This is a genomic window from Sphingobium sp. DC-2, from assembly GCF_000722555.1.
Lineage (GTDB): Bacteria > Pseudomonadota > Alphaproteobacteria > Sphingomonadales > Sphingomonadaceae > Sphingobium > Sphingobium quisquiliarum.
In genome coordinates this window covers 54,681-80,437 of the sequence record NZ_JNAC01000122.1, presented here as the reverse complement: position 1 = coordinate 80,437, position 25,757 = coordinate 54,681, and the positions used below count along the sequence as shown (strand labels likewise).

At 65.6% G+C, this 25,757-nt stretch carries 20 protein-coding genes; 6 read left to right on the top strand and 14 right to left on the bottom strand.

The window, feature by feature from the left end:
- Nucleotides 1–13: 13 nt before the first annotated feature.
- The 8 genes from ET21_RS0121475 to ET21_RS0121440 all read right to left on the bottom strand — a co-directional run bounded on the left by ET21_RS0121475 (nucleotide 14) and on the right by ET21_RS0121440 (nucleotide 13,494).
- Nucleotides 14–2,818 (bottom strand): bifunctional transaldolase/phosoglucose isomerase, encoded by a 2,805-nt coding sequence (locus tag ET21_RS0121475; RefSeq protein ID WP_030541297.1) that lies wholly within the window; start codon nucleotides 2,816–2,818, stop codon nucleotides 14–16.
- Between the two features lie 2 nt (nucleotides 2,819–2,820).
- Complete coding sequence (gene tkt, locus ET21_RS0121470) at nucleotides 2,821–4,893, bottom strand: transketolase (RefSeq protein ID WP_030541296.1); 2,073 nt, start codon at nucleotides 4,891–4,893, stop codon at nucleotides 2,821–2,823.
- Nucleotides 4,894–4,988: 95 nt separating this feature from the next.
- Nucleotides 4,989–5,921, bottom strand: a complete 933-nt coding sequence (locus ET21_RS26155) for a YfdX family protein (RefSeq protein WP_051768283.1) — start codon at nucleotides 5,919–5,921, stop codon at nucleotides 4,989–4,991.
- A 671-nt stretch (nucleotides 5,922–6,592) separates the two neighbouring features.
- Entirely contained in the window at nucleotides 6,593–9,853 is a 3,261-nt protein-coding gene (locus ET21_RS0121460; protein ID WP_030541294.1) for an error-prone DNA polymerase, read from the bottom strand.
- Nucleotides 9,853–11,400, bottom strand: coding sequence for a DUF6504 family protein (locus ET21_RS26150; RefSeq protein WP_051768293.1), 1,548 nt, complete (start codon nucleotides 11,398–11,400; stop codon nucleotides 9,853–9,855). The genes ET21_RS0121460 and ET21_RS26150 overlap by 1 nt, the downstream gene beginning before the upstream one ends.
- Before the next feature lie 211 nt (nucleotides 11,401–11,611).
- Nucleotides 11,612–12,388, bottom strand: a complete 777-nt coding sequence (locus tag ET21_RS26145; RefSeq protein WP_030541292.1) for an ImuA family protein — start codon at nucleotides 12,386–12,388, stop codon at nucleotides 11,612–11,614.
- A gap of 66 nt (nucleotides 12,389–12,454) precedes the next feature.
- Entirely contained in the window at nucleotides 12,455–12,880 is a 426-nt protein-coding gene (locus ET21_RS0121445; protein WP_030541291.1) for a DUF1810 domain-containing protein, read from the bottom strand.
- Between the two features lie 2 nt (nucleotides 12,881–12,882).
- Entirely contained in the window at nucleotides 12,883–13,494 is a 612-nt protein-coding gene (locus ET21_RS0121440) for an SOS response-associated peptidase (RefSeq protein WP_030541290.1), read from the bottom strand.
- 52 nt (nucleotides 13,495–13,546) lie between these two features.
- Here ET21_RS0121440 and ET21_RS0121435 point away from each other — a divergent pair, with 52 nt between their 5' ends.
- From ET21_RS0121435 to ET21_RS0121425, 3 genes are all read left to right on the top strand, one after another.
- Nucleotides 13,547–14,065: an SOS response-associated peptidase family protein gene (locus ET21_RS0121435; RefSeq protein ID WP_030541289.1), complete on the top strand. Its 519-nt coding sequence runs from the start codon at nucleotides 13,547–13,549 to the stop codon at nucleotides 14,063–14,065.
- 203 nt (nucleotides 14,066–14,268) lie between these two features.
- Nucleotides 14,269–14,502 carry a hypothetical protein gene (locus ET21_RS0121430; RefSeq protein ID WP_030541288.1) on the top strand — a complete coding sequence of 78 codons (234 nt, stop codon included), beginning with the start codon at nucleotides 14,269–14,271 and terminating at the stop codon, nucleotides 14,500–14,502.
- A gap of 74 nt (nucleotides 14,503–14,576) precedes the next feature.
- A complete protein-coding gene (locus ET21_RS0121425; RefSeq protein ID WP_223308181.1) occupies nucleotides 14,577–14,870 on the top strand; it encodes a hypothetical protein in 294 nt (97 codons plus the stop codon).
- A 19-nt stretch (nucleotides 14,871–14,889) separates the two neighbouring features.
- Here the strand turns inward: ET21_RS0121425 and ET21_RS26140 are convergent, their stop codons facing one another.
- The 6 genes from ET21_RS26140 to ET21_RS0121390 all read right to left on the bottom strand — a co-directional run bounded on the left by ET21_RS26140 (nucleotide 14,890) and on the right by ET21_RS0121390 (nucleotide 22,625).
- A complete protein-coding gene (locus ET21_RS26140; protein WP_193378986.1) occupies nucleotides 14,890–15,717 on the bottom strand; it encodes a hypothetical protein in 828 nt (275 codons plus the stop codon).
- A gap of 7 nt (nucleotides 15,718–15,724) precedes the next feature.
- Complete coding sequence (locus tag ET21_RS0121415) at nucleotides 15,725–15,940, bottom strand: hypothetical protein (RefSeq protein ID WP_226998467.1); 216 nt, start codon at nucleotides 15,938–15,940, stop codon at nucleotides 15,725–15,727.
- 31 nt (nucleotides 15,941–15,971) lie between these two features.
- Nucleotides 15,972–19,019: a MobF family relaxase gene (gene mobF, locus ET21_RS0121410; protein WP_030541284.1), complete on the bottom strand. Its 3,048-nt coding sequence runs from the start codon at nucleotides 19,017–19,019 to the stop codon at nucleotides 15,972–15,974.
- Between the two features lie 3 nt (nucleotides 19,020–19,022).
- A complete protein-coding gene (locus tag ET21_RS0121405; RefSeq protein WP_030541283.1) occupies nucleotides 19,023–21,329 on the bottom strand; it encodes a type IV secretion system DNA-binding domain-containing protein in 2,307 nt (768 codons plus the stop codon).
- Entirely contained in the window at nucleotides 21,319–21,606 is a 288-nt protein-coding gene (locus ET21_RS0121400) for a hypothetical protein (RefSeq protein WP_030541282.1), read from the bottom strand. The genes ET21_RS0121405 and ET21_RS0121400 overlap by 11 nt, the downstream gene beginning before the upstream one ends.
- A gap of 686 nt (nucleotides 21,607–22,292) precedes the next feature.
- Nucleotides 22,293–22,625 (bottom strand): HigA family addiction module antitoxin, encoded by a 333-nt coding sequence (locus tag ET21_RS0121390; protein WP_030541280.1) that lies wholly within the window; start codon nucleotides 22,623–22,625, stop codon nucleotides 22,293–22,295.
- Between the two features lie 188 nt (nucleotides 22,626–22,813).
- Here ET21_RS0121390 and ET21_RS0121385 point away from each other — a divergent pair, with 188 nt between their 5' ends.
- The 3 genes from ET21_RS0121385 to ET21_RS27895 are packed head-to-tail and all read left to right on the top strand — an operon-like array spanning nucleotide 22,814 to nucleotide 25,744.
- Nucleotides 22,814–24,370, top strand: coding sequence for a class I SAM-dependent DNA methyltransferase (locus ET21_RS0121385; protein WP_030541279.1), 1,557 nt, complete (start codon nucleotides 22,814–22,816; stop codon nucleotides 24,368–24,370).
- Nucleotides 24,371–24,383: 13 nt separating this feature from the next.
- Complete coding sequence (locus ET21_RS0121380) at nucleotides 24,384–25,580, top strand: Fic family protein (RefSeq protein WP_156029323.1); 1,197 nt, start codon at nucleotides 24,384–24,386, stop codon at nucleotides 25,578–25,580.
- On the top strand, nucleotides 25,580–25,744 hold the full coding sequence (locus ET21_RS27895; protein WP_156029322.1) for a hypothetical protein: 165 nt from the start codon (nucleotides 25,580–25,582) through the stop codon (nucleotides 25,742–25,744). Before ET21_RS0121380 ends, ET21_RS27895 begins: the two co-directional genes overlap by 1 nt.
- The last annotated feature ends 13 nt before the right edge of the window (nucleotides 25,745–25,757 follow it).

Here is a 25,757-nt window from a genome sequence, read left to right as displayed (position 1 = left end):
TCCAGGCTCCCGCTCAATTCCGGAGTGCTTCGTCGAGCAATTCTTCAAGGTCGCTCAGACTGGCGCTTTGGAGGTGGACCCGCAGGACGCGCTGGCCCCGGCTGGCGAGCACGTCGAGATCGCCTCGCGCTTGGGCGAGCTGGACCGTGCCGAAGCTGGCTTTGCGTCCTGGGATCGGGACGTCGGTATCGGGCGTGCGGGTGATCTCGAGAAACACTCCCGAGCGCGGCCCTCCCTTGTACGCCTGACCAGTCGAGTGGAGGAAACGCGGCCCGAAGCCCGCGACGGTGGCGACGTGTCGCGCCTTCACGACCCGTTCGCGCATGCATGCAACGAGAGCCTCGTTCGCCGGGTTGCGTTCGACGTAGAGAAGGAACCCTACATAATCGCCGGGGCCGGGACGCGCTAAATGGGTGCGCAGGATCTGGACCGCGTTGTCGCCGTAATGGCCTCGGTCGGCGGGCCCGAAGAAAGCCACCCTGCCATCCTCGAAAAATGGTGTCTCGGGCGCCAGGCTCCCGGTGGCTTCGTAGGCGTCGATCAGCACCCGCGTCCTGATCTTGGCATCCTCGACGTCGGGCTGATCGAAAGGGTCGATCCCGATCACCGCGCCGGCGACCGCGGTAGCGATCTCCCAACGAAAGAACTCCTGCCCGATCATTTCCTTTGACGAGAGCGCGATCCGCACGACCGGTTGGCCTGAGGTAACGAGCGCATCGGCATGGGCGTCGAGCCTGGTGTCATCGTCGCCCGTGAGCGACAGCAGCACGAAGAGGCGGTCTGATCCATAGTGCGCCGGCGGTACCGGCGGTTCCAGGTCGACGGGAACGATGCCCCTGCCCTGCTTTCCGGTGGACTCGGCCAACAGCTGTTCGAGCCACGCTCCGAATGCCCGAAGCGCGGGCGAGGTCAGCACCGTCACCTTGTCGCGCCCGCGGTTCGCCGCTTCCCCCAGGATCGCACCGAGCCGCACGCCAGGATTGAAGGCGGGCGGCGCGTCGGGCGCGCAGCTCTGCACCATCGGCGCAACCCTGGCGAGGAACTCGGCCACGTCCATGCCCATCACGGCTGCGGGCACCATTCCGAAGACGCTCAGAACCGAATAGCGGCCGCCAATCGCTGGATCGCCCAGGAAGACGCCCGCGTAGCCATGATCGTGCGCGATCTTTGCCAGGCGCGATCCCGGGTCGGTAATGGCGATGAAGCGACTGCCGTCCTGGCCCGCCAGATTCCAGAAATAGGCGCGCAGCAGTTCCGGCTCCATCGTCGAGCCCGACTTGGAGGCAACGATGAACAGCGTGTGCTCGGGGTCGATCGCCGCCGCCACTGCGGCGATTTGCTTCGGATCGGTGGAATCGAGCACATGCATCATCGGGCTGCCGCTCCGTGGCCCCACGATCTCGGCCAAGACCTCCGGGCCGAGGCTCGACCCGCCCATGCCGAGGAGCACCGCGGACCGATACTGGGCTGCCTGAGCGCCGAGAGCCTTCAATGCCTCGGGGTCGATCTGCTCGCCCTTGCCTGCGGCAAGCCACCCGAGCCACTTGGCTTCCTCGCCGCCGGTCCATAGCGTGGCATCGCCTGCCCATAGCCGTCTGGACCAGCTTTCCTGACGCATACGCTCGAGCCGCGCCTCTACCGCCTCGTCGAGCTCCGGCGGCAGTGCCTCATGCATGCTGTTCAGCCCGTCTCCGACAATGGCGGAGCGCTTTGCAGCAACGGCACCAAGGAGCGCATCGGCTGCGTCGGCGAACTGCTTCACGCCGTCTCGCACGAGCTCGTCCGCGACGGCCGGCAAGTCGAGCCCGAGACGGTCTACCTCGCGGAGAGTCCGACGCGCGCTTTCCACTTCGGCGGTCAGGGACGGCGCGAGCGTACCATGATCACGGAAGGCGTCCATCGTCTTGGGCGGCAACGTGTTGACGGTTTCCGGCCCGATCAGGTTGTCTACGTAAAGGGTGTCGGGGTAGCTCGGATCCTTGGTGCCGGTGGAGGCCCAGAGGAGCCTCTGCGGCATCGCCCCGCGCTCCGCGAGCGCCTGCCAGCGTTCCGAAGCTACGAAGCCGAGATACCATTGATAGGCGAGCTTGGCGTTGGCGATGGCGACCTGTCCGCGCAGTCCCCTCAGCGCCTCGGCCTCCGCGTCAGCGCTTTTCAGGCGTTCGGCAATTTTCCTGTCGATCGCGGCATCGATCCGACTGACGAAGAAGCTCGCCACGCTTGCGATACGGTCGATCGGCTGGCCTTGGGCGAGCCGTGCTTCCAACCCCTCCACGAAGGCCATCGCAACCGCGGCATAGCTCTGCTGGCCGAACAGCAGCGTCACGTTGATGTTAATGCCATCTTCGATCAGCTGGCGGATGGCAGGGACACCCGCCTGGATACCGGGCACTTTGATCATCAGGTTGGGACGGTCGATCTGTCGCCACAGCCGCTGTGCTTCCGCGACCGTCTCCTCAGTGCTCTCAGCGAGATAGGGGGAGACCTCGAGACTGACGTAGCCGTCCCTCCCGTTCAGCCGGTCATAGACCGGCTGCAGCGTGTCGGCCGCGTCTTGGATGTCCTGAACCGCGAGCGCCTCATAGGCTTGGGTGATGCTCGTGCCGGGCCGGCTCTGGAGAAGAGCCAGGAGTTGCGCGTCGTAGGCATCGCCATGCGCGATCGCCTTCTCGAAGATGGATGGATTGGAGGTCACGCCGGTGACGCCGTCTTCCTCGACGAGCCTTTGCAGCCCACCTTCCTTGAGGAAGCGGCGGTCGACAAAGTCCAACCAGGGCGCCTGGCCAAAATCGTGCAGCTTCCTGACCCGGCTCGCCATCGTCACGCCTCCTGCAAGATCATCGAGCGCGCTGCCTCGACCACATGGTCGACGGTGAAGCCGAACTTCTCCTGGAGTTTGGCAAGCGGGGCAGACGCCCCGAACGTCGACATCGTGATTGTTCGACCGCGAGCACCGACATAGCGGTCCCACCCGATCGCGCCGCCCTGCTCCACCGCCAGGCGCGCCTCTATGCCGGGGGTTAGGACCGACTCCTTGTAGGCGTCGTCCTGCTCCTCGAAGCGGGACCAGCTCGGCATCGACACGACGCGTGCCCGTACGCCCTCCGCTGCCAGCTTCTCATAGGCGCTGACCACAAGGCTCAGCTCGCTCCCGGTGCCGATCAGGATGAGCTCCGGATCATCGGCGCCGGCAAGGATGTACGCGCCCCTCGCGACCCCGGCGGCGGCGGCATAGCGGCTCCGGTCGAGGGTCGGCAGCGCTTGGCGCGAGAGGATCAGCGCGCTCGGCCGACGGGTCTGGCGGACGGCAAGTTTCCACGCCTCGGCCGCCTCGTTCGCATCGCCCGGGCGGATGGTGTCGAGCCCGGGCATCGCGCGCAGTGTCGCCAGATGCTCGATCGGCTGGTGGGTCGGGCCGTCCTCGCCGACCCCGATGGAATCGTGCGTAAAGACAAAGGTGACGGGCAGCTCCATGATCGCCGCAAGCCGGACCGGCGCTCGCATATAGTCGGCGAAGACGAGGAACGTGGCGGCAAAGGGCTTGATGTAGGACAGCGCCATTCCGTTGGCGATCGCGCCCATCGCATGCTCGCGCACGCCGAAGTGTATCGTGCGCCCGCCAGGATTGTCCGCCTGGAACGAGCCGAATTTCTTTAGGTCGGTCTTGGTGGACGGCGACAGGTCGGCCGATCCGCCCACCAGCCAGGGCACGTTGCCGGCGAGCGCATTCAGCACTTTGCCGGCGGAATCGCGCGAGGCGACGCCCTTGGGATCCGGGTCGAAGCTCGGCAGGCCCGTCTCCCAGCCCGGCGGCAGCGCGCCCTTGCGCATCGCGTCCAGCTCGGCCGCCATGCCGGGATAGGTCTCACGATAGCCGGCGAAGGTCTCCTCCCACTCCTCGCGCAGCGGGCGCCCGCGCGAAGCGATCGCCTCGTTGAAGCGCTGGGCGACGCCGTCGGGCACGTAGAAGGTCTTGTCCTCCGGCCAGCCATACGCCTTCTTGGTGGCGACGATCGCGTCGGCACCAAGCGGTTCGCCGTGAGCCTTCTCGCTGTCCGCCTTGGGGCTGCCCCAGCCGATGATCGAGTGGACGACGACGAAGGTGGGTCGGTCGTCGGTCGCCTTGAAGCTTTCGATTGCCTGCGCGAACGCCTCAGTATCGTTGGCGTCGTCGACGTGGAGCACGTTCCAGCCATAGGACTGGAAGCGCTTGCCCACATCCTCGGTGAAGGCGAGGTCGGTATGGCCCTCGATGCTGATACGGTTCGAATCGTAAATCCAGCAGAGGTTGGAAAGCTTGAGATGTCCGGCGAGACTTGCCGCCTCGCCCGACACGCCCTCCATCATGTCGCCGTCGCCACACAGCACGTAGACGTCATGGTCAAAGAGGGTGAAGCCATCGCGATTGAAGTGCTGGGCGAGCCAGCGTTCGGCGACCGCCATTCCGACGGAATTGCCGCAGCCCTGGCCGAGTGGGCCAGTCGTGGTCTCGACGCCGGTCGTCACCCGGTACTCGGGGTGGCCCGGCGTCCTTGAGCCCAACTGGCGAAAGTTCTTGATGTCGTCGAGGCTCACCGCAGGCAGGCCAGTAGCCCTGCCTTCCGCATCGACCTCCTTGATGCCGGCGAGGTGGATAAGCGCGTAGAGAAGCATGGAGGCATGCCCAACCGAGAGCACGAAACGGTCTCGATTGGGCCAGTCCGGCACGTCGGGATCGATCCGCAGGAACTGCGCCCACAGCGTGTGGCCCACTGGCGCCAGCGCCATCGGGGTGCCGGGATGGCCGGACTGCGCCTTCTCGACGGCATCCATGGCGAGCGTACGGATCGTGTTGATGGCTAGACGATCGAGGGCCTCGAACGCGCCGCGTGCGCTGGCGGGCTGGCGCAACATGTTACCTCCCGTGGGGCGTTCGCCAAGTTGAACGCCCCCTTGTGCTTGTGGTGACCAGCCCGCCGCGCGGGAGACGATCGAATGCTGAGCGCTGCCTAGCGCGGGCGCTGGCTCGACCGCCTGGCCTCGTCGAACTTGGGACCAAAGGGATCGAGCAACCCCTTGGCGTATTGCGAGCCGGCGGTCTTACGCTCGAGATCGTCGACCGAGGCGATCAGGTCGGTCATCTCGCTGTCAGTGGCATAGCCCAGCGCCTTGCCGAGCTGGAGCTGCGTGCGGGCCGTTCCCAACAGCTGGCGCATGCGGGCGCTTTCCGCATCGGTCCGCTTCCTTTTCTCGAGCAGGCTGCGCGCGTCCTCGAGCGCGAGCTGCGCGCGAACGAGAGGGAGCGGGATCACGATCTGGTCGATCACGATCGTGCCCAGTGCGGTCTGAAGGACCGCCTTGGCCTCCTGCGGCTTGCCCTGGTGCAGCAGCGCGGCCGCCTGCTTGAGTGCGGCGGGGTAGGTGCCGAGCGGGAGCTTGCTGATGTTCACGACCGTTTCGGAACCCAGGTCGGAGATGAGCTTGCGCGCCAGCTGCAGGCGACCTTGGGCGATCGCGGCGCCCACCTCTCCGCGGATTTTCTCGACGTCGGCCGGGGTTCCGATCACGTCGTGCGTCACGACGCTCACATCGACCGGAGCGAGCGCAAGCGTCGGTGTGCGGGCGAGGACGATCTCGAGCTTGCCGGTCGCGCGCTCCAGCGCCGCGATCGCGTCGTCGTTCTTGTTCTGGTCGATTGCGGTCAACGCGTTCTGCGTCTCGCGCACCGCGGCGACCGCCTCGTCGACGAGCTTGTCCCGCTGCGCCTCGGGTGGATTGGTGGGATTCGACTGCGCTTGGGCTCCGCCCGGCGGAGCCGCTTGAGTCGAAGTCTGCGGCTGCGTTTGCTGACTGGCTGCAGAAGCCTGGGCCGCCGCGGCGCTCGACCACGCCGAAATGGCGAGGGCGCCGAGGGCTGTCGAGATGATTAGGTGTTTCCGCATCGTCCATCCTCCGTTTGTGAGTTAAAGTTCGGATTTCACAACGCGTGCTGCCGAGTACGGCGAAGTGCTTTCGGACGGGACGGCAGTGCTTCGCTGCCCCTTCGAACCGGCAAGTTGTTGCGGCCTATCGTCGTCACTCGGCACCTGCTCTTGTTTGCAAAGCATCGCGCGAGCATTGCTATGGAGACGCCGTCTGCTAGCTGCGCTGACATATCTCAGCCCGGTTTCGGCAATCTCGCCGTGGTCAGGAAGCCGGCGCGCGCCTTGTTTTCGGCGCTGCGAGCTCCCGGGTTCAGCCGGCGACCCGGCCGATTTGCCGCACGGCGTAGATCGCGATCGCACCCGTCAGAGGGATGGAGTCCACGACAGTGTTCGAAATGGCTTAGGCGATGAGAGCGACGCCTGGGCCGGGTCTTTTCCGCGTGGTCAGCGCGCGCTCTCGCCGTGGCAGGAGAGTTTCAATGCCTGATCTTGAACGCGCGATCGAAGCGGCGGCTCGTGCCCTTTGCCGTCTTGATGGGCATCCCGAGAATATCAAGTTCGAGGGTAAGCCGATGTGGAGGAGCTATCTCAGCGGCGCCAGAACAGCGGTTGAGGCGGCGCTACCGCACATCCGGTCTGCGGATGATCAAAGCCCATGATCACCGCGGCCCTGGCAGGGTGCGGTCCTGTCAGTGGAAGTCATGGCTGCGGATGGGCAGAACCTCGGCTTCGTCGATCGCGGTTCCGAACGGCGCCGAGGCGAGCGTGCGGGCGCGCGCAAAATGCGGGTCACGCGGATCGGGGCCACCACCGTTCTTCGCCCCGTCGGCATGGCCGGCCGGAAAACGGAAGTCCATGCGGCCAACGGACCTCAGCAACTCGTCGTGGTCCGTGATGCGGTCGCAGATGATGTGGATGACCTCGCCCTCCTTCTGCAGCCGACCGCGCATCGCGATCATCGATGCGGACATCACCGGACGCCGGTAGATGTCGAACCGGTCAGGCCACAGGATGCCGTTGGCGATGCCGGTCTCGTCCTCGATCGTCACGAACAGCACGCCCTTGGCCGAGCCGGGGCGCTGGCGCACGAGGATGACGCCGGCGACCTCGACATTGCGCCCGTCGCGGATAGCGGCGAGATCGGCGCACCGCACGACCTTCATCCTATCGAGCTGGTCGCGCAGGAAGCTGACGGGATGCCCCCGCAACGAAAGCTGGGTTGAGCGATAGTCCTCGACCACCTCGCGGCCGTCGGTCATCGGTCGGAGAGCGACCACGGGCTCCAAGCCCTCCGGCGAGAATTTCGCTTCCCGCTCGTCAGCCGCGGCGAACAACGGTAGCGGTGCCTCGCCGAGACCCTTTACCTTCCATAATCCCTGGCGCCGGTTATGCGCGATGCAGTGGAACGCGTCGGCCTCTGCGAGCCGCTCGATCGCGGCGCGGGGCACACCGGCCCGGCGCCACACCTCCTCGACGCTCTCGAATGGCGCCGGCCCGCGCGCGCCGACGATCGCCGCGCCATGGACATTGGCGAGCCCGCGCACCTGCCGGAACCCGAGCCGCACCGCCCCGTAGTCGCCGCTGCCGTGCTCGAGCGTGCAGTCCCAATGACTAGCGTTGATGGACACCGGCCGGACCTCGACACCATGCTTACGCGCGTCGGCGACGATCTGCGCGGGCGCATAGAACCCCATCGGCTGAGCGTTGAGCAGCGCCGCGCAAAAGACGTCCGGATGATGGTGCTTCATCCAGCAGCTCGCATAGACGATCTTGGCGAAAGAGGCGGCGTGGCTTTCGGGGAAACCGTAGCTGCCGAACCCCTCGATCTGCTTGAATGTCCGCTCGGCGAAGTCCCTGGGATAGCCGCGCTCGACCATTCCGCCGACCAGCTTGTCATAGAAGTGGCTGACGCCACCGGTCAGCTTGAAGGTCGCCATCGCACGGCGTAGTTGATCGGCTTCGGCCGGGGTAAAGCCCGCTCCTACGATGGCGACCTTCATCGCCTGCTCCTGAAACAACGGCACGCCCAGGGTTTTCTCGAGCACGGCGCGCAGTTCGGGCTTCGGATATTCAGGCTTTTCCTTGCCCTCGCGGCGCCGAAGATAGGGATGGACCATGTCGCCCTGGATCGGGCCAGGCCGGACGATGGCGACCTCAATCACGAGATCGTAGAACTCCTTGGGCTTGATCCGCGGCAGCATCGACATTTGCGCACGGCTCTCGATCTGGAAGACGCCGAGCGTGTCCGCCTTCTGAATCATCGCATAGACGTCGGGGTCGTCATCCTGCAGGTCGGCCATACCAATCTCGATGCCCTTGCAGTCCCGCAGCAGATTGAAGGCGCGATTCATGCAACCCAGCATGCCGAGACCCAGCACGTCGACTTTCATGAACTTCAGCTCGTCGATGTCGTCCTTGTCCCATTCGATGATCTGCCGGTCCTCCATCCGCGCCGGTTCAATCGGCACGAGATCGTCCAGCCGGTCCTGCGTGAGTACGAAGCCGCCTGGATGCTGCGACAGGTGCCGCGGCGTACCGATGAGCTGGCGGGCGAGGAGCAGGGTGAGCTTCAGCCGATGGTCCTCGGCGTTGAGGTTGAGGCTGGCGATCTGCTCGTCGGTGATGCCGTCGACCGACCAGCCCCAGACGAGGCCGGTCAGCAACTTGGTAAGATCGCGAGGGAGCCCCAGTGCCTTGCCGACTTCTGCCACCGCGCCGCGCGTTCGAAAGCGGGTCACGACGGCAGTCAGCGCCGAGCGGTCGCGGCCGTAGGTCTCATAAATCCATTGGATGATCTCTTCGCGGCGCTCGTGCTCGAAATCGACGTCTATATCGGGTGGTTCCTTGCGCTCGCCCGACACGAAACGCTCGAACAGCAGCTCATGCTTGATCGGATCGATCGACGTGATGCCGAGCAGGTAGCAGACACAGCTATTGGCGGCCGACCCGCGACCCTGGCACAGAATGCCGCGGCGGCGGCTTTCCGCAACGATCGAGTTGACGGTCAAGAAATAGGGCGCGTAACCGAGCTGATCGATCAATCGCAGCTCATGGGTAATCTGATCGCGATAACGTTGCGGCAGGCCCTCGGGAAATGCGCGGGCGGCCGCCTCCTCGGTCAGAAAGGTCAGCGCCTCCTGAGCGCTACGGCCGGCCATGGCTTGCTCATAAGGATATTGATACTGGATTTCGCCGAGGTCGAATGTGCATTGCGCGGCGATGTCGGCGCTTGCCCGAATGGCATCGGGAAATGCGGCAAACCGCCGTTCCATTTCCTGGGGCGACTTTAGGTCACGATCCATGAACCGCTCGCGGCGGAAGCCGAGCGCGTCGATCGTGGTCTTCTCACGGATCGCGGTCATCACGTCCTGCAGCGGCCGCGCCGCCGGTGTGTGGTACAGCACGTCGCCGGTCGCGACGCTGCGCGTGCCGGTGCGCCGGGCCAGCTTATCCAGTTCGAACAGGCGCTGGGCATCATCGGGGCGGCGACGCAGTGACAGGGCTAAATAGCCACGCGGCCCGAACGTCTCGTGCAGCTCGGCGAGTTGCCCGGCGGTGGTGTCGTCGGGCACGTCCGGCACAAGGACCGCGATCAGTCCCTCGGCATGCGCGACGACATCGCTCCAGTCGAGAATGCAGCAGCCCTTGCCGCCGCGCGCCTTGCCGACCGAAAGCAGCCGCGTGAGCCGCGGCCACGCCGCCCGATCTGTCGGATAGACCAGCAACGCGCGGCCATCGGTCAGATCGAGCCGCGCTCCGGCAATCATCCGGACGCCGGTCGCTTTCTGGCCGCGCCAGCCGCGCACGACGCCGGGCACGCCGCCCCAATCGGTCAGGCCCAGCGCCTTGTAACCTAGCAGCGCGGCGGCCGAGAACAGCTCCTCCGGCGAAGACGCGCCGCGCAGGAACGAGAAATGGCTCGTGACCTGAAGTTCGACGTAGGTCGCCATCAGCCGAACAGCCCGTGCATGTACCAGCTCAGATCGCCGGTGCTGCCTTCGACGCCATCGCCGCGACGGAACAGCCAAAAGCGTTCGCCGCCCTCAACCTCGACCCGGAAATAGTCGCGGACCGCCCACATTTCGCGCTCGGTTCGCCACCATTCGCCGTGGATGCGCTCGGGGCCATCGCCGGCGACCACGCGATAGGGCTGGCCGCGCCAGACGAACCGGCGCGGCGGATGATCAGGGAGCAGCGCCACGACGCTGGACAGCAGCTCAGGGCGGCGCAGCAGTCGCGCCGGCCGCTTCCACTTTGGCCAGCCCGCCGGGCACGCCAGCGCGGCGGCGCGCAGCGTGGCGCGCTCGGGTACGTCGCTTTCCTGCGCCCCGATGCGGAACAGCGCTCCATCACCAGCGCGGACGGTGAGCTGGTCGACCAGCGGCGCCAGATCGGGAACGCGGGGCTCGGCAAGCCCAGCGCCGAGCGACACGGGCATCAAATCCTCGACCCGCGGTGCCGAGAGCGACATCACCTCGATACCGAGATCGGGTTCGATCCGCTCGACCCGCATGGCGAGCATCCGCTTGAGATGCTTGGCCTCCCGCGTCGCCTTGGCGGCGCCGAGCCCGATCCGCTGTTCGACTCCATCGACGCCAACGCAGGTGAGAACCGCAGCCCTCAGACCGAGCCCCCGCGCCTGCAGCACGCAGACCAGATCGTCGACGAGGTCACCGATGACCTGCGTGAGCGTTTCGGCCGTGCCGATCGGTTCGAGTAAGCGGCGCTCGACGCGCGGCACCTCAAACGGCATCACCGGCACGATCGGCTCGGCCACCAGCCCGCGGGCTTGGTCGAGTCGGGCGACGGTCTTCATGCCCAGCCGCCGGGCAAGTGGTCCGCGCGCGATCGGATAGAGATCGGCCACCCGCTCCAGCCCGAAGCGTGCCGCAGAAGCCAGGGTGTCGGGCTCAAGCCGCAGCGCCGCCAGCGGCAGGTCGGCAATCGCCTGGGTCTCGGTGCTGGGCGGGAGGATAGTGACGCGTTCGCCGCCGTAGCGTGCGAGCGCATGCGCCGCGCCAGGCGAGCCGGCGATTGCGATGGTCGCTGTAAATCCGAGCCGGTGCAGGAAGCGGAGCAGCCGTCGGCAGAAGCGCTGCTCACCACCGAACAGGTGGGTCGTGCCCGTGAGGTCGAGCCACAGGCCATCGGCTCCGGCGACACTGGCGGTCGGTGTCCAGTGCCCGACCGCATGCAGCGCGAGGCGGTCGAGCACGCCGCGATCGTTCTTGGGCTCAGCGTCGCGCACATCGAGCTCGGCGACGAGCGCGCGGGCGTGCGCGGCTGCCATGCCGGGGCGTAAGCCGAGGTCCAGCGCTTGCGGACAGGCGGCGGTGACGACATCGCGCTGGCCGACACGTTCGACCAGGATGGTCGGCCGCGCCCATGTCCCGATGAGGGCGGCAGCGACGGGCGCATCGCCGCGCGCGCCTTCGTCGGGCGGCATTGCCTTGAACGGATTGTCGGCGGCCTCGCTGCGTCGTCCCATCTCGCGCATGGTCGGCCGCTTGTGCGCCGGGAGTGCACCGCTCTCGCCCTGGCTAGGCTTGTCAGGCAGCGCGCCAACGCGCGGCCAGGTTGCGCCGCCGTGACTGGCGAGCGCCCATCGCGCGCCCGGCCGCCAGCCGCCGCCGCGCGGCACCGAGCAGGCGCCGGGATCGTCGTCGACCGGCGCTCGAGGTATGGGCTTTGATGGAGCCGGCAGCGCCTCAGGCGGCTTGGCTGGCCGCTCCAGCCGTCGCAGTCGCTCTATGGGCAGTTGCGGCAGGTAGAGCGAGGCGACCCTGATCATCACATGCGTCGAGTTCGAGGGAAAAAGGATTGCCGTTCCGCTGGCGGACCAGCTCGACGAACCAGCGGGCGCGGCCGACACCGGGATAGGGCAGCCGCGCCGACGACGCACAGCCGATCCGCCAGCGCGTCATCGCCGACGAGGGCTGATCGAGCGGGCATCGGTCGCGAGTGCGGTGTCGGCGGTAGAGCAGCATCGGCGTCTTGCCGTCCGATGCCGCAAGCTGGAGGCGGCGTGTGGCGGTCTGATCCGCCGCCCTGACTTCGGCGATCACGCAGGCGACCGAGCCATCGCGCAGAGCGTCCTCTGCCATCGCCAGCACCTCGGCATCCTTGCGGCCTTGGGCATAGAGGATGCGATCGGGGCCGAGCCCGACCTGTTCGAGGCCGGGCGCGTACAAGTCAAATTTCGAGAGCGCCCACAGCACGGTGAAGCCGGATTGCGATGCGAAGCGGGCGGCGATACCCGCTGCGAACAGCGTCGCGGCAGCGTCGTCACTCAGCGACGGCCGCGCCGGCGCGATCTCGTGGAGGCCTGCACCATCGAGGCCGTGATCGGCTAATCGGTCGTCGAGCGCCGCCAGCCCGAACGCCAGCGCCGGCCCGTGCCGGCTCTGGGCGTGCGCAAGCTGTGCGCGAAGCGCAGCGATTTGATCGGCGCGCGGCCGATCGAGAGGTGGCGGTTGGGCAAACATCGGGCAAGCTAACGACTCATTTGTTCGCCCTATGTTCCCCCTCTATCCGATCTTCGTCAAGCAGAGTCAGACGCCGCCAAGCAGCCGTAGCGTCATCTCGTCACGCTTGCCGCCGAACCAGCGGTCGAGTGCCGCCGCCAGCAATGCCGCCGGCCGGGCTGCCTCGAACAAGGTCAGCGACGAGCGCAGCTTCATCGCGTCGACTTCGCCGAACACCGCTACGGGGTCACTGGTCGGCAAATCCTGTAGCGCGGCCACGCAGTCGAGATAGCGCGCTCCGAGCACCGGATGATCGAGATATGCCGCCGCTTCATCGGCCGAGCGGATGCCGAAATGCTTTGCTGTTGAGCTTCGACCGAGGTCGGCGAGCTGCGGGAAGATGTACCAGATCCAATGCGAACGCTTGGCGCCGCGACGGATCTCGGCAAGCGCGCCGGCATAGGCCAGTGTCTGTGCTTCGACGAAACGGTCGAGGGAGGTCGCGTCGGGCATCGTTAGAGCAGTGCCGGCTCGCTGGGCGGGAATACGCGCGTGACCGTCAGGGTGCCTTTCGGAAGCGCGGTCAGCACATCCGATGCCGGCACCGACGGGTCCAACCAATCCGCCCATTGATCGCGCTTCAACGGGATGATCTGGCGATGATGATACGGCCTCACGTCCTCGCCCGGCTCCATCGTCAGCATGGTGAAGGCTTCGCCGGCCTGAGGGTGCGAGCGCCAGATGCCGGCTATGCAGAACCAGTCATGATCGTTCATCGTGAATAGCCACTTGGTTTTCCGCTTCTGGCCCGGCTGGGGATCGGTGAATTCATAAAAGCCATCGGCCAATATGAGGCAGCGACCGCTGGTGAACTCGCGGCCCTCCGAGCGGAAATTATAAACCGGCCTGCCGCCTTGGCCTGGCCAGCTCCACTTGCGGTTGACCAGTTCGCCAGCGCCGCGCTCGTCTTCGACGCTGCGCACAATCGGCGCGGTATCGCTGATCTTGATATCCTCGCGTGCCGGCACGTTCGGCGTGCCTTCGGGCATACTGATCTTGATCTTCAGATTGTCGAAATCCTCGGCGATCGAGGCGATATCCACCTCCAGGCGATAATCGTTGCACACCGTTCGTCAGCCTTCCTTGCGACGCTTTATCGTTCCCATTATGTTCTTTGGCATGGAACCGCCAATACCTTTCGATTCGGACGCGCCGCTGGGCGCTCGCCGCGCCATCATCCGGCGAAATCCGAACGATGCCAGCGAAATCGAGATGGTCGAGGCGACCTGGGGATCAAACCCGCGGTTCAGCGACGGCGACAGCTACCGCTTCGTGCGGGCGGAAGGGCGGACGTTTCCGGCCCATCGCTGTCTGATTCCGGCAAGCGAGTTCCATATGACCGTCGGACGGAAGCGCTATCGCGTCATGCTCGACGGCGGCAACCACTTCTATCTCGCTGCGGTTTGGGAGCCGCCGATGGGTGATTGGCCGCTCTGCTATCGTGTCGTGACCGTCGCCGCGAACCCTGAGGTAGCGCGCTACCAGGAACGGCACGGCGCGATCATCCATCGCCGCCAGGTGATGCAGTGGCTCGACCATAGCGTGCCGGAGATCGATCTGCTTGAGACGCCCGCGGCGCGGACGTTCCTCATCGAAGAGATCGGAGCGGGACCGGTCCAGGAGATGCTGGCGCTGTAAGCGTGGTTGATCGGCTGCGCGCGGCTCCCATCCCGAGGCATCGGTTCAGCGTTCAAGGCAGCGGCGTTACAAGCGCCTGCGCCGAGAGGATCGCAGCCGTGTCTTTCCCCTGCCCTCGCCTCTTGATCTGGTTCAAATCGCTTCCAAATCTCGGCGATAAGCTGAGCCTGAAGCTAGCCGCGACGAAGCGAAAGGAGGTATTCATGTCGCAGCCTGTTTCCCGATATCTCCATCCGTTCGAGGTTGCGGGGCACCCGACGCTCGAACCGGAGGTGAAGCGCGCCATCCTCGCGTCCTGGGCATCCGATCGCGTCGCGGTCGAGGGCCAGCCGGCGCTCCGCCGGCCGCCAGGGGCCCGACAGCCCGTGTCCGTCGACGAGATACTGGCGGCCCTACGATCGTTGGACGGTGAGGATGCAAGGCCGACCTTGCAGTGAAGCGCGGTCCGCTTAGGCGCTGGCGCGAGCGGGGCGGACGGGTCGTACGCCTCCTGCTGCCCTTCGAAGATATCATGGATGTCGCGCTCGCGCTCCTCGCACTCACGCCGGATGAGCTTGCCGCGCTGGGCTGGAGCTTCGCCGCCCGCAAGCGTCTGCTCGAGCACTTTCTCGTAGCCGGCAAAGAGGCGGATGCGATTGATCCGTCCGCGCTGGACCGGACGATCCTGACGTTGCGCCTGCCAGTGCGGGATGTGCGGCGGCTCCAGGATTTTGCGCGCCGCGAACTCCCCAAAATGGCGAGCCGGGCCGCAGTGATCGATCGACTTGAAGCGGCGCTCGATGCCGCCATCGGTGGGGAGCGCTGAACCGCGCCGGCTCGGCGGGTCACCTCCCCTTCCCCTCGGCGGCAAGCAAAGGCGGCGGGTCGCCTATCTTGACCCGGGTCTTCAACGTTCCATCGGGGCGTCGATGCAGGTCTATCCCTCCGAAATGCCGTCGGGTGAATGTCATGAGCTTCACGACGCTTTCATAAGTCGTCGATGGTCCGAAGAACTTCACGGGCCCATGCCATTTGTCGCCCTCGATGACACGCATCCGATAGGTGCCAGGCGGAACCGGGACAGTGACGTCATCGTCGCCATGAACGTAGACTGAGATGACGTGGTGGTCGGATCCGGGGTCGAACAGTTGGACGACAGCATTGGCCGATGCCGTCACCACCCGCATGCGCGATGTGGCATCGTGCGGGTCTATGGCCGCGTTCACCGTGACGCTTCCAGAGGGCGGAAAAGGCAAGGCTGCTTCCCGATCGGGGAGCCAGCCACTGCGCCTCGCTTCCCGGTACATCGGATAAAGGAAGGAGGCGGCGGAGAGCAGAATGATCCACTTCTGCATGGGGTGGGGACCGAACCGCACCTTGCGGCCCTTCTGATAGTCGAACCCCCGGTTCTTCGCATCGAACCAGAGCCCGCCGTTCGCGCCCCTCCCCTTGGCGTCGATCCACGAGGCGCTCCCTAGGGGTACGGCCTGTTCCTTTCGAGCCCTCTCCGCTCGAGCCTCGCGCGCAGCTTTGCCGAAGCCCCAAAAGCGCCTCCCCGGCGCAAGACCTTGGCGCTGCCGATAGCGTTCCTTCATGTAGTCACGATCATCGATGCCCATGACGTAGGTCTCCCCCTTCACCGGCGCGGCCCACGTGGCGGATCGCGCCGGCATGATTTCATCAGCTCCAGCCGTCTCGGCGGCCCTCGCCGCTGTCCTTGAGCCCGCGCCGATCGAGGCTCGAGCGCCGGATCTCCAGTTCGACACCGTCCCGGGTGTCGCGCGTCCGGATGTCCCGCGGATCGACATCGTTGCGCTTGGCAAAATCCTCGGCGGCCTTGGCGCTGCCGAACTTGCCCACCTCGTCGAAATCCCATCCACTCATCGTCGTCTCCATCATCAAGCTCCGGCGTCCGGCCGGCCGGTCTTCACAGGTCGAGCCCCAGGCTCCGTTCCGGCAGCGGCGGCAGAGCGTCGCCACGGTCCGGCTTGAGGTCGGGCGGTGACTTGGAAGCGCCGGCAGCGGCGGCGGCGCCTTGCGTGTGGGCCGGGGACGGCAGCTCACCCGGCAACGGCGGCAGGTCCGCCAGGTCGACCGGGCCGACATGAAGCTTCTCGCGGGGTCCGCTGCTCTTGCCGCGTGTGCGTTCGTGATCAACGTCGAGGCGACCGACGGTTTCGAGTGCCGACGTCTTGTTGCCCGGATTGTTGTCGAGCTGGCGCTCGAGCTTCTCCTTGTCGTCGACCACCATCGTGAGCTCATCGCGCACGCGCGTGACTCCGACATTGAACAGGCGCTGGTTGGAGAGATTGCGCTCCTGGCTCGACATGACGGTGATCGCCTTGTCGGTCGTGATGCCCTGCGCCATGTGCATGTTGAGCGAGTAGGCAAGGTCGAGCCGCGACAGCATCGGGTCGCCGAGATCGAGCGTCAGCCGCTCCTTGCCGGCGGTCTCGACGGTCACGCCGCCGGGGTCGACCGCGAGCACCCGCGCCAGCGCCGAGTTGTGGAGCCCGCGTTCCTTGTCGTTGGCGGTCCAGCGGATGCGGTCGCCCTCACGCAGGTGGAGATCCTTTTTCTCGCTGAGCTGCAGCCGGTCGCGCTTTTCGGTCGGCGACAGCTTCTGCGGATCAAAGCGTATGGAGCGGTTGCCGAGCTTCAGGTCGACCTTGCCGTTCGGGTGGACCTTGGCGACGTCATAGCGGCCAGCGGCCAGGCCGACGTCCTGGCCGCCGCCGCGGCCGACCTCGAGCGTCTGCCCGGCCTGATAGGTGGCCGCATAGCGCAGCTCCTCGCGCGTGGTGTTGACGCGCTCGTACACCGTGAGGTGGATGCCCTCCCCTCGCACGCTGCCTTCGGTGGCGAGGCCGTCCTGGATCCGCTGGTTGATGACCGCTCGCGCCGCGCGCCCCGACGCGAACACGGCCGTCGCCTCGCGATCGGCGGCGGAAAGGCCGAGCCACATCTCGGCCGCATGGAGCGCCGGACTCTGATGCTCGACGACGCTTTCGCCCAGCACCTTCATCGCTTTGGACGCTTCGCCGAGGTTGGCGAGCGCCGCGACGGTGCGGAGCTGATCCGTGCGCTGCCGGATATTCTCGTCCATTCGCGCCATCGTGCCTCCACCCGCCTGGATGAGCGCGAACGACTTGCCGGCGTCGATTGAAGAGAGCTGCTGGCGGTCGCCCACGAGGACGAGCTTGTCGACGCCGAGCGCGGCGGCGATCTGGTGGAGCTTGAGCATGTCGTCGGACGAGACCATCGAGGTTTCGTCGACGATGAGCATCGAGCCGGCGAGCGCGGCGCGGGCTTCGTCGTATGCGGGGGCCCCGGCCTGAACGTGGCACTCGTTGGCGAGGATGAACGAGGCGATCGTCTGGGATCTGATCCCTGCCCCTTCCGCGAGATCGGCGACCATCTTGTTCTGGAAGGCCAGGCCCATGACGGCGCGGCCCTCGGCTTCCGCGACACGCGCAACCGCCTGCAGCATGGTCGACTTGCCGGCGCCGGCGATGCCCTGGATCGCGACGGTCCTGTCCTCAGAGGAAAGGATCAGCGCGGCCGCGCCGAGCTGGCCGGCGTTGAGCTCCCTGTCTGCGACCGCCTGGAGCCGCCCTGGAGCGTCCTGCGCGGCGAGGATGGGCGAGGCGAGCCCCCTGCCCTCCTCGACTGCCCCGAGGATCCGTTCCTCGGTCAGAAGGGCTTCCCGGGTCGTGACCATCCGCGGGTGCGTGTCGCCGATCCGCGCCTCGCCCGCGATGAGCTGGCCACGCCCGACAAGCTGCTCGATCCGCCGCTCGACATGGTCGACTGTCACTCCCTTCAGCCCGAGGTCGAGCGCGGTCTTGCCAAGCTGGTGGACACTGAAGGCGGCTTCGCGTTCGGACAGCATCCGGACGGCGGAGGCGACCGCCAGTTGCGCGCGTGCTTCGGCCGGCGAGGTGGTCACTCGCGCAAGGCCGCGATCGACGAGAGGATCGTGCGCGCGCAAGGCCGACCCGAGCTTGTCCCATGCCGTCGACACCGCTTCCGATACGGCGCGGTAGCCGCGCTCGAGCGCGCTGCCGGGATCGCGTTGCGCCGCCCGGGCGAGGGCTGCGTGGAGGAGCGACTTGCCGTCGAAACCGAGCGCTGCCGCCTTGTCGATCCATGCCTGCCGCAGCGCCTCGCGATCCTCGACGTTGAGCTTGGGATCGCGCGTGTTGGTGGTGACGCCGTCCCGCCCCTTGGCCGATACAATGCCGAGCTCGGCCGCCTTTTCGAGTATCGCCTCGCGGCGCTGACTGAACGCGTCGAGCACCGGCTTGGGCACGCCGGCGATCTCGAACGTGCCGTGCTTGCCCTTGAGCTCCACCTGGTAGCCGAGCTTCTCGAGCTCCTCGCGCAGGAAGGCATGGTAGATCGAGCCGATCACGGAGTTATTAGACCAGATCTTGTCTGCGTGGAGCGCCTGCCACTTGCCGTCGGGCATTTTGGTCAGGTTGGCGATGACGGCGTGGACATGGGCCTGCGGGTCGAGGGCGCGGCTCGTGTCGTGTTGGAAGAGCGCGTAAACGAGGTTCCCGCTCCGCATCGGAACCTTGCGGCCTTCGATGTCCTTGCGCCCCTCGGCGAGGTTGCTCTCTACCCAGGCCATTGCGCGGGTCACGGCTTTCATGTTGGCGCCGTCGGGACCGAGGATGCGCTTGTCGCCGGCGACATAGGCGAGCACCGAAACGGATTTCGGGGCCGAAAAGGTGAGATCGACTCCGGCCCGCCGGTTCTCGACCTGGGCGACGGCCTCGCCGCCCGGCAAGATGCCGTTGAGAACGCCCTCGAATGCCTCCTTCGACACCTCGCCCGAAAGGCCGAGCGCGGCGGAACCTTCCCCGCCCCAGGCGCTGATCTCCGACGAGCCTTCGACCGTGTAATAGTCGTCCTTCGCGAAGTAGCTGGCAGCGCCGGACGCGGAACGGACCGATGCGACCGAGAGCATGGGTCAGATCCCCATGTCTGCGCCGTCATGATCGCGGCTCGCGGAGAAGTCCTGCCGCAATTCGGCGAGCGTCTGATCCTCGGGCGTGGGCGCCGTTCGGGCCGCGCGACTCTCGCGGCGATCGTCACGGCCTTCCGTTGGCGCCTGCGCCTGATCGGGCGCATTGCGGACCGCCTGCGCCCGATCGGCGGCGTGCGCGCGCGGAGCTTGCTCCTCGCCGCGATCCTCGGTGCGCTCGGCTGGCGGGCGGCTCACTTGGTTGTGCTCCTCCGTTGCCTCCGCGGAAAGGATCCGCGCGGCCATTTCCTTGGCGATGTTGACCGGCTCGACGGCCTCTTCCACGACCTGGCCGGCGCCATCCCGCCCGCCCGCGTCGCCCTCCGCGCCATCGTCGAACACCTCCTCTCCGCGCCTTGACCGGACCGGCTGAAGGTCGGGTCGCGGCAGGAAGCCCTCGGCGACCTGCGGATAATCCTTCCAGAGGAGTTGGATGCGCGCGGCGGGGAAGCCGTCGGGGAACTTCACGAAGCCGTGCATCGACGGCAGGTTCGTGATGTCGTCCGCGATCACGAGCGGCTCGACCTGTTTCCTGGGAGTCAGTGTCGAGGCGTCGCGGGTGTTGTTGTAGCCATAGCTATAGGCTTCATCCATCTGCCGCACTTCGCGATTGCCGATGTAACGCGCGCACTGCTCGGCGGTGTCGAGATCGGCCGTCGCAAGGATCAGCTTGGAACGCGCAAGCGAGGCGAGGTTGCGGGCGCCTTGCTCGCCATAAACCTCGATCAGTTTCTCGAAGCTGTGGATGCCGAGGATCATGGCGCCGCCGAACGCGCGCGCGGTCTGGAGGCCGTTCTCGATTGCCGGCAGCTTGTGCAGCGCGCCGAGCTCGTCGAACATGAACCAGGTCCGCAACTCGCGCGTGCGCGGCATTGTCATGAGGCGGTTGATCGCGAGGTCCATCCAAAGCGTCAGCAGCGCCCGGTTCATCGGCAGATCGACGTAGTTAGAGGTGATGAAGAGGATCGACCCGGGCTGCTTCTCGCCGGTGATCCAGTCCCGGATCGAGAACGGCTCGCCCGTGTCGGGAAGGAAGCGCAGGACCTGCGCATTGGTGTTGAAGACGGCGCGGATCGACTCCGCCATGCGCGCCGCTTCGGGCGCGGTCAGCGGGTCGGCGATCGTGTTCTGGAGGAAGCGATGGACCCGCTTCAGATCGGCGGTCATCAGGTTCTCGGAGAGCGCCAGGTTGGTCGTCTGGCCCCGCTCGACCAGGCGGATGCACATCTCGATGAACAGGGTCCGCGCTGCGAGCGCCCAGAACGGCTCGGACGAGCCGCCATCGGCAGGGATGAGAGCGGCGGCGGCGGCGGTGAACTCGCTGTGCGTGCGGCAGTCCGAGAAGATCGACCATGCAGGGCAGCGACGGTCCATCGGATTGAGGATCGTGTCACGCGCCGGGTCGTAGAAGGCCTCCACATAGGCACCGGTCAGGTCGAAGATCACGGCGCTGTCCTGACGCTCGCGCATCTGCCGGACGAGGCTCCGGAGCTCGGTGGTCTTGCCCGAGCCGGTCGTACCGATCAGCATGGTGTGCGACTGCTCCATCCGGTGCGGAAAGGGGATGCCGGCGAGCGTGTAGGGATGGTGGATTCCGGCACGCTTGCGCGCCGTGAAGGGAAGCGCGAGCACCTGCTTGGGCGACTGGCCCGGGAAGCATTTGCGCACGTCCGTCGCGAAGGCGGCCGCGTTATGCTGCGAGACCTCGGCAACGAGGACCTCGCGATCGACCAGCATAGCGCCGCGCTCGTGCCGCTCCTGCAGGATCGTCTTGCCACGGCGACGCGAGAGATCGACGAACCAGATCGACAGGGGAATGGTGAGGAACACCGAGAAAAGCAGTGCGCCGAGAAGGCCGCGCATGGCGATGCTCCAGGCCCGCTGGACCTCGGGCATCAACGGGACCACGGCCATGATCGTGCGGTGGAGTTCGCCGCTCGGAAGCCTGACGTTGACGCGCTTCGTCGGGTCGAAGCCGACCCAGTCCCAGAGCATGGCGTAGAGCTTCATGCAGACGAGTTGGAAGCCGTGCTCGTCCAGTTTGAGCGACATGATCACGAACCAGGCCGCGAGGAACACAAAGAACCAGACGACGAAGGGAAGTTTTGCGCCGGCGAACCACATCAGCAGCTCGTGGGTCAGGAGCTGGCTGCCGCGGGTGAAATTGCCCGAGTTGCGTTGGACTTTTCCGCGTGCGGAATGGTGGGTGAGCGGGATCGGCCGGCCGTCGGTGCGGATGTCGTTACGCGCCATGGTATTGCTCCAGGCGCTTGTCGGCGTTGGCGATGATCCGGTCGCGGAACTCGGGATATTGCTCGCTGATGATGACGTCGAGCGCGAGCTGCATGAACTCGCTGATGCGCGCGAGCCGGCGATGGCTTGACGTAAGGAGCGTGGCCGTGCCGAGATAGGCATCAACGGCCGCCCGGATCACCTCCGACGGATTGCAATTCTGCTCGGTAGCGAGCGCGAGGATGCGATCGTGCTGCTGGCGGTTCAGCCGAACCGTGCAATGCCTGGTAGTGGACAAACCAGCCTCCTAGCAGAGAGGCTGGTGGGGATCGAAAGAGGCGACGGGCCTTATAGTCGATCGCCGCACTCGGTGCAAAGGGTATTGCCGTCGCACGGACTGCGTGTGACCGCGTGGGACGCCTAAGCCATTGGAATAGCTGGGATCGGCCCTAAGCGCCGAACTGTCCCACGGCGTGGCACTCACCAGTTTGCTCGTAAGCCATTGACATACCCAGGAAACTTGCACCGCCAGGTGCGTAGGGTGTGCTTGTCAATTAGGGACTGATCGGCTGATTTGCCGTGGCCGCTGCAGAGGCGCTAACCTGCTGATTATATTAGCTTCCGGTCGGTGCGGCGAGGCCGTCGGCCGTGAGACTGCTAAGCCCAAACCGAGCTGAGTTCCGTGAATGTTCCGGTTTGGGGACCAAATAGCCATCAACGGCACGGGAGGTGCCGCGCTGCGCCTAAGTCGGACTGCCCCGGACGAGGCTAACCTTCGCGGATTGCAGATGAGGGAGTTCAAGCTGGGCGCGCGGTACGGATGGCGCGACCGGTCGCGCCAGCAGGTACTGCCTTCAAACATGAGCCGCGAGGGCGAATGCTGCGGCATTCCTGACGTCTGATTTCGTCACCGGCGACGCTGCGCTATGCGTCCCCGCGGTGGGCTGAAGCAGACGAGCAAATCGCGGTGGCTTCCTGTTCAAATCACGTTGCAGAGACGCCCTGATCCCGCGGCTTACCCTGGAACGGGGTCACCTTGATTTCGCCTTCCCGCCGCCTCGTCTGGGCGATGTCGAAGCTGCTCTGCATGCGCATCAAAGTGTCCATTGAAACACCGAACGCCTTCTCCACCCTGAGGGCCATTTCCGGCGACAGGTTTGCCCGCTCGTTGAGGAGCGCCGACAATGCTGCGCGGGTAACCCCCAGCACCTCGGCCGCGGCGGTCACCGTCAGGTCCAGCGGCTCAATAATGTCGTACTTGATGAAGCCACCCGGATGGGCAGGATTCTTCATGCGAAAACCGGTATGAGCGTTCACGGCAAAGCTCCTGTTTGTAGCCCTTAGTGTCGACTTTAGTGGTCTCAATTCTATAACCATTGACACGGAAGAGTCAGGCGCCAGTTCCGCGTCACCGGCAAAGGCTCCGGCTTGGTGACCAGCTGGTTGATGCTGGCCGCTGCAGTGCGCAATGGCTATCAAGCGGTAAGGCATCAATCAGGACGAGCATGGCACGGGTATCTAAGACGACGGCAGGCGGGGATCTCGGGTTCGAGGCAGAGCTGTTCAGAGCGGCGGACAAGCTGCGCGGCAACATGGAGCCGTCGGACTACAAGCATGTCGCGCTCGGCCTGATCTTCCTCAAGCACATCTCCGAGGGGTTTGAGGAGAAGCATACGCAGCTGCTCGCCGAGTATCCGGAAGGCGCCGAGGATGAGGATGAGTATCGCGCCGAGAACATCTTCTGGGTGCCTAAAGGCGCGCGCTGGTCACACTTGCAGGCGAGCGCCAAGCAGCCCGGCATTGGCAAGATCATCGACGACGCCATGCTGGAGATCGAGAAGGTCAATCCAGGGCTCAAAGGCGTGCTGCCGAAGGACTATGCCCGGCCCGGGCTGAATGCCGTGATGCTGGGCGAGCTGATCGACCTGATATCCGGTATCGGCTTCAAGGACGCCGGCAATGCGTCGCGCGACCTGCTCGGCCGGGTTTACGAATATTTCCTGGGCCAGTTCGCCGGCAGCGAGGGCAAGCGCGGTGGCGAGTTCTACACGCCGCGCTCCGTCGTCCGGACGATGGTGGAGATGCTCGAACCTTATAAGGGGCGCGTGTACGATCCGTGCTGCGGCTCCGGCGGCATGTTTGTCCAGTCCGAGAAGTTCGTCGAGAGCCACGGCGGCCGGATCGGCGACATAGCCATCTATGGCCAGGAGTCGAACCACACGACGTGGCGGCTGGCGATGATGAACCTGGCGGTGCGCGGCATTGACGCCGACATCCGCTGGAACAGCGAGGGCAGCTTCCACAAAGATGAAATGCCGGACCTGCGCGCCGATTATGTGCTCGCCAATCCGCCGTTCAACATCTCCGATTGGGGCGGCGACCGGATCAAGGAGGATGCGCGCTGGCAGTTCGGCGCACCACCGGCGGGCAACGCCAACTTCGCCTGGCTCCAGCACATGCTGCATCACCTAGCGCCCACGGGCACTGCCGGCGTGATCCTCGCCAACGGATCAATGTCCTCGACCCAGAATGGCGAGGGCGACATCCGCCGGGCGATGGTAGACGGAGACGTGATCGACTGCATGATCGCCATGCCCGGCCAACTCTTCTACTCGACCCAAATCCCCGTGTGCGTCTGGTTCCTGGCGAAGGACAAGTCGAACGGCGTTGGCCGCGACAAGAAGCTGCGTGACCGTCGTGGCGAGATCCTGTTTATTGATGCGCGCAAGCTCGGCCACATGATTGACCGCACCCGGCGCGAGTTCAGCGGTGCCGACATCGCCAAGATCGCCGGCACGTATCACGCCTGGCGTGAGGGCGACGGCTATGCCGACGTTCCCGGCTTCGCCTGCGCGGCCAGTCACGACACCATTGCCGGCCATGGCTACGTCCTCACGCCTGGCCGCTATGTCGGTGCCGAGGCCGTAGAGGCGGATGCGGTTCCCTTTGCCGAGCGCTTCGGCGAGCTGCAGGCGACGTTGGAGGAACAGTTCGCCGAGAGTGCCCGGCTGACCGATGTCATCCGCCAGCGGCTCGCCAGCGTGATCGTGCCAGCGGAATAGTCAGCGTCTTTGCATGTATGCACGACGTGAAAAGGAAACGCCGTTTTCTTTACACGTCCCACGCGATGTGCAAAAAATTCTGCATGTCGTTTCAAGGAACCGCCGACCGGTGCTGAAGGCTAGCTACGCCATCCCGAACCTGCCGCCGCCCGGCGTGGAGGAGACGCCAGCGGTGCTGCGCGCACTGGCGCAGGCGCACCGGCACCTCGCCGAGCTGAAGGGCCGAGCTGCCTCGATACCCAATCAAGGCATCCTGATCGACACGCTTGCCTTGCAGGAGGCGAAGGCGAGTTCGGAGATCGAGAACATCGTCACCACCCAGGATGAGCTGTTCCAGGCCAATGCCTTTCCGGAGAACCCCGCCTCCCCCGCGGCGAAGGAGGTGGCGCGCTATGCCGACGCGCTGCGCCATGGCTTTGTCGAACAGCGGCGGCTGGGCGGGCTGCTGACCAACAACATGATCATCGCCATGTTCCAGATGTTGAAGCGAACCGACGAGGAGTTCCGCAACACACCAGGCACCGCGCTGAAGAACGACCAGACCGGCGAGATGGTCTATGTCCCGCCGCAGGAAGGCAGCGCCGTGCGCGCGCACATGGCGGCGCTGGAGCGGTTCATCAACGAGGACGAGACGAGCGACCTTGACCCGCTGGTGAAGATGGCGATCGTCCACCACCAGTTCGAAAGCATCCACCCCTTCAGCGACGGCAACGGCCGACTGGGGCGGATCATCAACGTGCTGTATCTGACGCATTCCGGGCTGCTTGACGTGCCGGTGCTGTATCTCAGCCGATGGATCACCGGGCGGAAAGGCGAATATTACCGGCTGCTCCAAGCCGTGCGCGACAGCGAGGGCGCGGCGGAGGCATGGGAGGCATGGCTGCTGTACATGATCCGCGGTGTCGCCGATACGGCGAAGGGCACGCTGGCGCTGATCGAGGGAATGCGCGTGCTGATGGCCGAGTACAAGCAACGCATCCGCGCCGAGCATCCGAAGATCTACTCGCAGGACCTGCTCAACAACATGTTCCGCCATCCCTATACGCGGATCGACTACGTCGAGAGGGAGCTGGGCGTATCGCGACCAACCGCGACCAAGTATCTCGACATGTTGGCAGAGGCGGGGTTCTTGGACAAGCAGCGGTTCGGGCGGAGTAACTACTATATGAACCAGCGACTGGTTGCGCTGTTTGTGGGTGGGGCGGCGTGATGGATAACTGGGCTCAGGTTCGCCTCGATGATCTTATCACCGTCCAGCATGGCTTTGCCTTCAAGGGAGAATATTTTGTCGATTATGTGACCAGCGACGTGCTGGTTACTCCTGGGAATTTCGCAATCGGCGGAGGATTTCAGCTCGGCAAAGTGAAGTCTTAGAGTCTGTGTCGAA

Bases quoted from the DNA above. Each gene is read 5' to 3' on its own strand.
- ET21_RS0121475 (WP_030541297.1), bottom strand. From the start codon at position 2,818: ATGGCGAGCCGGGTCAGGAAGCTGCACGATTTTGGCCAGGCGCCCTGG.
- tkt (WP_030541296.1), bottom strand. From the start codon at position 4,893: ATGTTGCGCCAGCCCGCCAGCGCACGCGGCGCGTTCGAGGCCCTCGAT.
- ET21_RS26155 (WP_051768283.1), bottom strand. From the start codon at position 5,921: ATGCGGAAACACCTAATCATCTCGACAGCCCTCGGCGCCCTCGCCATT.
- ET21_RS0121460 (WP_030541294.1), bottom strand. From the start codon at position 9,853: ATGGCGACCTACGTCGAACTTCAGGTCACGAGCCATTTCTCGTTCCTG.
- ET21_RS26150 (WP_051768293.1), bottom strand. From the start codon at position 11,400: ATGCGCGAGATGGGACGACGCAGCGAGGCCGCCGACAATCCGTTCAAG.
- ET21_RS26145 (WP_030541292.1), bottom strand. From the start codon at position 12,388: ATGTTTGCCCAACCGCCACCTCTCGATCGGCCGCGCGCCGATCAAATC.
- ET21_RS0121445 (WP_030541291.1), bottom strand. From the start codon at position 12,880: ATGCCCGACGCGACCTCCCTCGACCGTTTCGTCGAAGCACAGACACTG.
- ET21_RS0121435 (WP_030541289.1), top strand. From the start codon at position 13,547: ATGGAACCGCCAATACCTTTCGATTCGGACGCGCCGCTGGGCGCTCGC.
- ET21_RS0121430 (WP_030541288.1), top strand. From the start codon at position 14,269: ATGTCGCAGCCTGTTTCCCGATATCTCCATCCGTTCGAGGTTGCGGGG.
- ET21_RS0121425 (WP_223308181.1), top strand. From the start codon at position 14,577: ATGGATGTCGCGCTCGCGCTCCTCGCACTCACGCCGGATGAGCTTGCC.
- ET21_RS26140 (WP_193378986.1), bottom strand. From the start codon at position 15,717: ATGCCGGCGCGATCCGCCACGTGGGCCGCGCCGGTGAAGGGGGAGACC.
- ET21_RS0121415 (WP_226998467.1), bottom strand. From the start codon at position 15,940: ATGGAGACGACGATGAGTGGATGGGATTTCGACGAGGTGGGCAAGTTC.
- mobF (WP_030541284.1), bottom strand. From the start codon at position 19,019: ATGCTCTCGGTCGCATCGGTCCGTTCCGCGTCCGGCGCTGCCAGCTAC.
- ET21_RS0121405 (WP_030541283.1), bottom strand. From the start codon at position 21,329: ATGGCGCGTAACGACATCCGCACCGACGGCCGGCCGATCCCGCTCACC.
- ET21_RS0121385 (WP_030541279.1), top strand. From the start codon at position 22,814: ATGGCACGGGTATCTAAGACGACGGCAGGCGGGGATCTCGGGTTCGAG.
- ET21_RS0121380 (WP_156029323.1), top strand. From the start codon at position 24,384: ATGTATGCACGACGTGAAAAGGAAACGCCGTTTTCTTTACACGTCCCA.
- ET21_RS27895 (WP_156029322.1), top strand. From the start codon at position 25,580: ATGGATAACTGGGCTCAGGTTCGCCTCGATGATCTTATCACCGTCCAG.